The following is a 6681-nucleotide window of genomic DNA, read 5'->3' on the forward strand; positions in this document are numbered from 1 at the left end:
CGGGGTGGAGCAGCCCGGTAGCTCGTCAGGCTCATAACCTGAAGGTCGTCAGTTCAAATCTGGCCCCCGCAACCAAAATCAAACGATCAAAACGCCCGCAGCCAAAACTGCGGGCGCTTTCGCGTCGTGTCGATCCTTCTGCCGTCAGCGCGACCGCAGCGGCTGGGCGGCGCTGCGCAGCAGCGAGACGAGCTGGCTCTGCTGGTGCGTCCGGGTCTTTTGGAAAATGCGCGCCAGATGTGTGCGCGCCGTCGAAATCCTGACATTCTGGACGGCCGCGGCTTGCGTCAATGACTGTCCGGAGGCCAGCGCCGAGGCGACGCGTGCTTCCGCCTCGGTCAGCTGGAAGAGTTGACGGCAACCGGCGACAAAATCGGTCGCCGGCTCGAGCCGTTTGAGGGCCAGCATCGCCCGCCGCGGCCGGCTCCCGGCCGTGATCGGCGTGGCCGGAATCAGGCAGGCAGACAAGGCCGGCCGCCCTTCGCGACGATCCCGGATCAGAAGACTGCTCCGTCCCTGGTCGAGCGGCTGCTCGCCCCAGCGCAGGGCGGCCTCGACGCCCTGTTTCAGCAGCCGTTGATCGCCGGAATTCCTGGCGAAGAGACGCCCTTGATGGAGACCGAGCGGCGAGTCGGTCTCCATCAGGATCATCTCCGCCTCGGCGTTGGCATAAGTGACACGCAACTCGCCATCGAGCAGCAGGATCGCCATGGCGACGGCATCGAGGGCATCGCGGGTCTCGTCGCGCTGCCATCTCACCTGGCTCATCTCGGTGCTGACCAAGGCGATCCGGCGCAGAAGCGGCGCGAGTGACTGCAGCAACGCGGCGTCATCGTCGCCAAAGGGCTCCTGGCGTTGCCCACGCTGGACATCGAAGAACCATTGACTCGGGCCGATCTCAGCCAGCCGGCAGCCGAGACCTCCATACATGTCCTGCGGCGCCATCCACTCCTGCCAGGCGCGGCTGGAGCGCAGCGCAGCCTCACCGAACAGGGCGTTGTCGCGATAGACGCTGCCGATGGGCACACAGCGGAGCCCCTCTGCGAAGCGAATGAAGTCTTCAGCGAGATCCTCGTAGCAGCGACGCTGCATCACCTCGTCGCTGTTGGTGGCGATGGCATCGGCGGCTGTCAGGCCTGGACCCAGCCGGGCGAGACAGGCTTTCGAGCCGTCGAAGAGCTGGCGCAGCCGTTCGACGGCATCCGGCATCTGGGCGCTGTCGAACGCGCCGGCGAGCAGGCTATCAGCCGTGGCTGCCACCGCATCGACGCTGGGACGGGACATCGCCACGCCTCACCCTCCAACCAGCCTCAGCACCAAGGCGGCCGGACCATAGCAACGCGACGTCTTTGGATAAAGTCCAAAAGCAGTCCAAAGCACAGGGGTTCGGCAAGGCTGGCGCTAGACGCGGGCAAGACCGATGAGCTGGTCGAGGTCGGCCTGGCAGCCGAGCGCGTCGAAGACCCCGGCCCGGCGCGTCGCAACGGCGCCGGCCGCAGCCGCCTGACGCAACGCCTCGGCGGTGCCCAGGCCGCGTGCCAGCGCCACGCCGAGCGCCGCCGCAAAGGCATCGCCGGCGCCCAGCGTGTCGACGACGTCGACGGGAAAGGCTGGCTGGCCGATGGCGCCCTCATGTCCGAGCGCGACGGCGCCGGCCGCGCCCAGCGTCAGCACGACCAGCCTCGGTCCGCGAGCCAGAACCGCCGGCCCCAGCTCCGAGACGAAGCGGGCCGGCTCGGCCGGATCGATCGCGCCGGGCAGGACCGTCTCCGCCAGCGCCTCGGCTTCGGTCTGGTTGAGCACAAGGATGTCGGTCGTCGCCAGGATCTCGTCCGGGATTGGCCGGAAGGGCGACGGATTGAGCAGGGTCGTGACGCCGGCGCGACGCGCCAGCGCTAAGGCCTCAGCGATGGGGCCGTCGGCGATCTCGAACTGCGCCATCACCATGGCGGCAGCGGCGATGCGCTCCGCAGCCTCCCGCACATGGTCGGCCGACAAGGCGTGGTTCGCTCCGGGATCGACGGCGAGGCAGGTTTCGCCGTGAGCGTCGGTGAAGCCGACGCCGCTTCCCGTCTTGCCGACGACGCGGATCAACATCGACGCAGGCAGATCGGCCTGTGCCAGAGCGGGCGCGGCGAAGGCGGAGGCGAGATCGTCGCCCACCGCCAGCAGCCCGTCCACCTCGGCGCCGAGACGCCGCGCAGCGACGGCGAGGTTCAGTCCCTTGCCGCCGGGCTCGATCATGACGATATCGGCCGCAAGCGACTCGCCCGGTCGCGGGAACCGCTGGACCTTGGCCGAACAGGACAGGACGAAGCTTGCCAGCACGAAGACGGAGCCTGCAGCCATCGTGTCCGATCCCCTTTCGCAGTCCGTCAGCGCCGCCCGCGCATCTGCCTGCCGATGACATTGCCGCTCAAGCCCAGCAACGTGCGGAGGCGTCCGCCGTTCCAGGATCTGCTGGATCTCCGCGACGACACGGCGCAGCCGCTCTACCAGCAATTGGAAGATCAGCTGGCGCGCCTGATCGGGACTGGGACCTTGCCACCCGGCACGACCCTGCCGGCGGAGCGACAGCTCGCCGAGCGTCTCGCCATCAGCCGCTCGACCGTTCAGCGGGCCTATAACGCGCTGCGGTCGAAGAAGCTGCTGAGCGCGCAGGGGCGGCTCGGATCGATCGTCCAGGGCACGACAGGGCGCCTGCATTCGGGGATGGACCGTCTGAAAGGCTTTACCGAGGAGATGCGCGAACTTGGACGCGTGCCATCGTCGCGGATCCTGGAGCGAACCGTCGTCAGCGATCCCACCATCGCCGCTCTGTTCGGTCTGGACGACTCCGCGCGTTTTTTGAAGCTCGTTCGGGTGCGAAGTGGCGATGGAGTGCCTCTCTCGCGCGAAACCGGCTGGTACAACCTCCAGCGGGCTCCGGAGCTCGAACAGGCCGATCTCGGCGGGTCGGTTTACGCGGCGCTGGCCCAACTGGGCGCGCCGCTCGAACGCTGCGACCAGACCATCGAGGCCGCGCAGCCGAGCGCGGAGGAATCCGCGATTTTCGGCTTCGATGAGCCGGTACCCTGCCTGCTGATCAAACGCCGCAGCTTCGCTCGTGACGGCGACATGCTCGAATATGTCGAGGGCCTCTTCCGGGGCGACAGCTACACCTATCGGCTTTCGCTGCGGATCTGACGATACCGCCCACGCGGCGCCGCACGATCCCGATGAACCAGCAGCCCCGTCGGCGCGACCAACAGAAGGAACACGACCACGCCGTCTGACAGGGCGCTTCCGGGCCAGCTGTCACGCAAGGAACCGCGAAGATGCTCGAAATCGAGGACGCTCCTCGCATGTCCATGATCTTCAGCCTGCCGCATCCGGCTTCACCCCAGCCTCTCCCGTCCTGCTGCGCTCCCGCACGCGATCCGGGCCGAGGTGCCAAACCCCTCTTCGTGATCGACGCCGAACTGCGCGTGCATTTCCGCAATCAGGGCGCCACGGCGCTGACCCGTGAGGGGCTCAGCGGCGAGGGCCGTCTCATCTGCTCCGACAAGCTCTTCGCGGCCCGTCTCCAGACCTGGCTCAAGCGGCGCTTGGCCGGCACGGCCTCCGAGGAGATAAGGCTGCCGCTGCTGATGCGCTGCGGCCGCCAGACGGTCATCGATGCCGTCCATCTCGGCGGGGCCGGCATGGATCTCTTCATCCTGACGGTCGACGATCCCCAGCGCATGATCGACCGCAATGTCGACGAAGTCGCCGAAGCCTGCGGGCTGACGCCCACCGAGGCGCGGATCCTCGGCCTCATCGTCAAAGGCATGGACACGGTCGAGGCCGCCCGCAAGCTCGGCATTGCCCGCACCACGGCGCGCACTCATCTCCAGCGCCTCTTCGCCAAGACCGGCACCGCCCGGCAGAGCGAACTCGTGCGCTTCGTCGCGACCTTCGTCGAGGAGGCCGCCTGAGCGCGAGAGCGCCGCTCAGTCCCGGCGCAGCCCGTCGATCCAGCCGCCGACAAGGTTGCGGGCGAGCAGGAATTCGGGACTGAACGTGGTGCGCCGCAAGGGTTCGACCGAGATTGGCCCTGCGAGAAAGGCACGCTCCTCCGCCAGCGCCTGCACCGCCTCGGCATGGCTGACCGCCCGGAAGGCGATCTGTGTTCCTGGGCGTGCCTGGGCAAGGCGCCCGAGATCGGCGCCGATCACCGTCGCGATCTTCGGATAGCCGCCAGTCGACTGCCGGTCCGCCATCAGCACGATCGGCTGCCCTTCGCCCGGCACCTGGATGGCCCCCATGGCAACCCCATCCGATGGGATGTTGAAACCCAGCCGGTGGCTCAGCACAGGGCCTTCGAGGAAGCAGGCCATGCGGTCGCCTCGCTCCGAGATTCGCCAGGGCCCGGCGAGAAAGGCGGCGAAGACGTCGGCGGCGAAGTAATCGTCCTGGGGGCCGGGCAGCACGCGAATGAGATCGGCAGGTCGGTCCAGCAGGGGGGCGTGGATTTCGCCAGGGCCGGTGGTGCCGCCTGTCTCCATCCCCACGGGCAGACTGTCCCCGGCGCGGAGCAGGCGCCCTCCCGGGCCGCCCATGCCGGTGCGCAGATGGGTCGCCTGCGAGCCCAGCACGGACGGCAGGCAGATGCCCCCGGCCACTGCCAGATAAGCCCACATGCCGTCATCGCCGGCGCGCACCCTCAGGGTCGAGCCCGGTTCCAGGCGCAGCACGGCAGCGGCCGGCAGCGCCTCGCCATCCAGCGTTACGCGGAACCTGCCCCCCGCCACGGCCACGCCGAGTGGCCGGTCCTCGGTTGTGACCTCGATACCGCCGAGCGAGACCTCGATCGCGGCTGCGCCCATCTCATTGCCAAGCGCCCGGTTGGCGACCGCATGGGCGAAGGGGTCCATCGGCCCAGCGACTGTGACGCCATAGCGCAAATAGCCATGGCGCCCGCGATCCTGGACGGTCACGCCCGGCCCGGCGGATAGAATGCGTAGCGCCGTCATGCCGGCTGCCTGCGGGCGATGCGCTCGCCCGTCTCGGCGCGGGCCTCCAGGGACGCGAAGGTATGCTCGTCGATGGGCTCGAAGCACAGGCTGTCGCCTGGCTCGAACAGGAAGGCGCTGCTCCGCTCGGGTGCATAGAGCCGCTCGGGCGTGCGGCCGACGACATACCAGCCGGTGGGCATCGCGAAATGGGCGACGGCGCAAAGCCCACCGCCGACCAGCACGGCCCGGCTGTCATGCGGCGGGCGGGGGCGGGGCCGGCGCGAGATCGCCAGCGGTTCCGGCAGGCCTCCGAGATAGGTGAAGCCCGGGGAAAAGCCGTACATGTAGACGCGGTAGCGCCCGGCGGCGTGGAGCTCGGCGGCCCTGTCCGCTGTAAGCCCGAGAAGCCCGGCCATCTCGGCCAGGTCCTCGCCATGGGGCGGCGCATAGCAGCAGGGCAGTGTCCAGAGTGCGCTGTTGCGGCTGGCGACCGGCGCGGGGCCGGACAGGGCCGCCCTCACATGGGAAACCAGCCGGGCCCGGTCGAGCCGCAGCGGATCGTAATGGATCATCAGCGAGCGATAGGTCGGCACGAGTTCGCGCAGGCCTTCGGGCGGATTGGCCGCCAGTGCCGCGTCGAGCGCGAGAACCCGGTCGCTCAGCGCGGGGTCGACGCTGCGGCCGAATTCGACCACCAGGGCCGCTTCCCCTGCGTCGAGGAATTTCGGGGCAGCCGGCGCATCCTGGCTCATGCGAACGGGGCGAGCCCGATGCCGGCCTCCTCCAGCGCCGCCCTCACGGCGCGAGCGGTCGCGACCGCATGGGCGGAATCGCCATGGACGCAGACGGATTCGATGCCGGTCGGCAGGCGCCGGCCCGACAGCGTGATCAGCGCGCCCTCGCGGACCATCGCGACGACGCGCTCGGCCGCCTCGCGCGCATCGGTGATCATGGCGCCCGGCAGATGGCGCGCCACGAGTTGCCCCTCCTCGGTGTAGCCGCGATCCGCGAAGATCTCCTGATGGACCTTCAGCCCTGCCGCCTCGCCGGCCGCGACCTGCTGCGTCAGCGCGGTCGCGAGAAATCCCAGCGTCGGATCGACCGCCTTGATCGCGCGAGCGATCGCGTCCGCCACGGGCCGCTCCTCGCAGGCGATGTTCCCGAGCGCGCCATGTGGCTTCACATAGCTGATGCGGTGGCCCGCATAGGAGGCAAGCGCGGCAGCGGCACCGATCTGATAGGCAACGAGCCGCTCGATCTCGCCCGTGCTGAAGGGGATGCGCCGCCGTCCGAAACCCCAGAGATCCGGGAAGCCCGGATGAGCGCCGACCGCCACCCCGTTCTGCCGCGCGAGCGCGAAGGCATTGGCCATGATCTCCGGGTCCCCCGCATGCAGGCCGCAGGCGACATTCGCCGAGGTCACGATCGAGAGCATCGCCGCATCGTCGCCGCAGCGATAGGCGCCGAAGCCCTCCGCGAGATCCGAGTTGAGATCGATCCTCTGCATCGTCCGTCCATTCTCGCTGCGCGGCGTGGGAAGGCGGCCGCGAGCGCCGAGCTTAGGACGTGGAGCCTGCGCAGAGAAGTCCGCGACGGGCGCCTCCAACCTTCGTCGCGACGTTCCGATTGGAACATTACCTTAGGTTATCCTTAACGGTTGTGTCCCAGCTTTATGCCGGCTCATCACTGCCCCGGACCCCCCCCC

The 6681-nt window shown here is 68.9% G+C and carries 7 protein-coding genes; 2 read left to right on the plus strand and 5 right to left on the minus strand.

Annotated elements, in window-relative coordinates; translation table 11 throughout:
- Positions 1-144: 144 nt before the first annotated feature.
- Positions 145-1290, minus strand: a complete 1146-nt coding sequence (locus ACFPN9_RS27710) for a helix-turn-helix transcriptional regulator (protein WP_377817942.1) — start codon at positions 1288-1290, stop codon at positions 145-147.
- 111 nt (positions 1291-1401) lie between these two features.
- Positions 1402-2349, minus strand: coding sequence for a PfkB family carbohydrate kinase (locus ACFPN9_RS27715; protein WP_067254518.1), 948 nt, complete (start codon positions 2347-2349; stop codon positions 1402-1404).
- A 54-nt stretch (positions 2350-2403) separates the two neighbouring features.
- On the opposite strand from ACFPN9_RS27715, the gene ACFPN9_RS27720 reads away from it, so the two are divergent.
- On the plus strand, positions 2404-3186 hold the full coding sequence (locus ACFPN9_RS27720; protein ID WP_067254516.1) for a GntR family transcriptional regulator: 783 nt from the start codon (positions 2404-2406) through the stop codon (positions 3184-3186).
- Between the two features lie 158 nt (positions 3187-3344).
- Positions 3345-3956 carry a helix-turn-helix transcriptional regulator gene (locus ACFPN9_RS27725; protein ID WP_197432825.1) on the plus strand — a complete coding sequence of 204 codons (612 nt, stop codon included), beginning with the start codon at positions 3345-3347 and terminating at the stop codon, positions 3954-3956.
- A gap of 15 nt (positions 3957-3971) precedes the next feature.
- Here ACFPN9_RS27725 and ACFPN9_RS27730 read toward each other — a convergent pair whose 3' ends face one another.
- The 3 genes from ACFPN9_RS27730 to ACFPN9_RS27740 are packed head-to-tail and all read right to left on the minus strand — an operon-like array spanning position 3972 to position 6483.
- Positions 3972-4994 carry a 5-oxoprolinase subunit C family protein gene (locus ACFPN9_RS27730; RefSeq protein WP_067254510.1) on the minus strand — a complete coding sequence of 341 codons (1023 nt, stop codon included), beginning with the start codon at positions 4992-4994 and terminating at the stop codon, positions 3972-3974.
- Positions 4991-5728, minus strand: a complete 738-nt coding sequence (locus ACFPN9_RS27735; protein WP_067254508.1) for a 5-oxoprolinase subunit B family protein — start codon at positions 5726-5728, stop codon at positions 4991-4993. The genes ACFPN9_RS27730 and ACFPN9_RS27735 overlap by 4 nt, the downstream gene beginning before the upstream one ends.
- Positions 5725-6483 (minus strand): 5-oxoprolinase subunit PxpA, encoded by a 759-nt coding sequence (locus ACFPN9_RS27740; protein ID WP_067254505.1) that lies wholly within the window; start codon positions 6481-6483, stop codon positions 5725-5727. The genes ACFPN9_RS27735 and ACFPN9_RS27740 overlap by 4 nt, the downstream gene beginning before the upstream one ends.
- Between the last annotated feature and the right edge of the window lie 198 nt (positions 6484-6681).

This window comes from Allobosea massiliensis (assembly GCF_042655245.1).
GTDB lineage: Bacteria > Pseudomonadota > Alphaproteobacteria > Rhizobiales > Beijerinckiaceae > Allobosea > Allobosea massiliensis.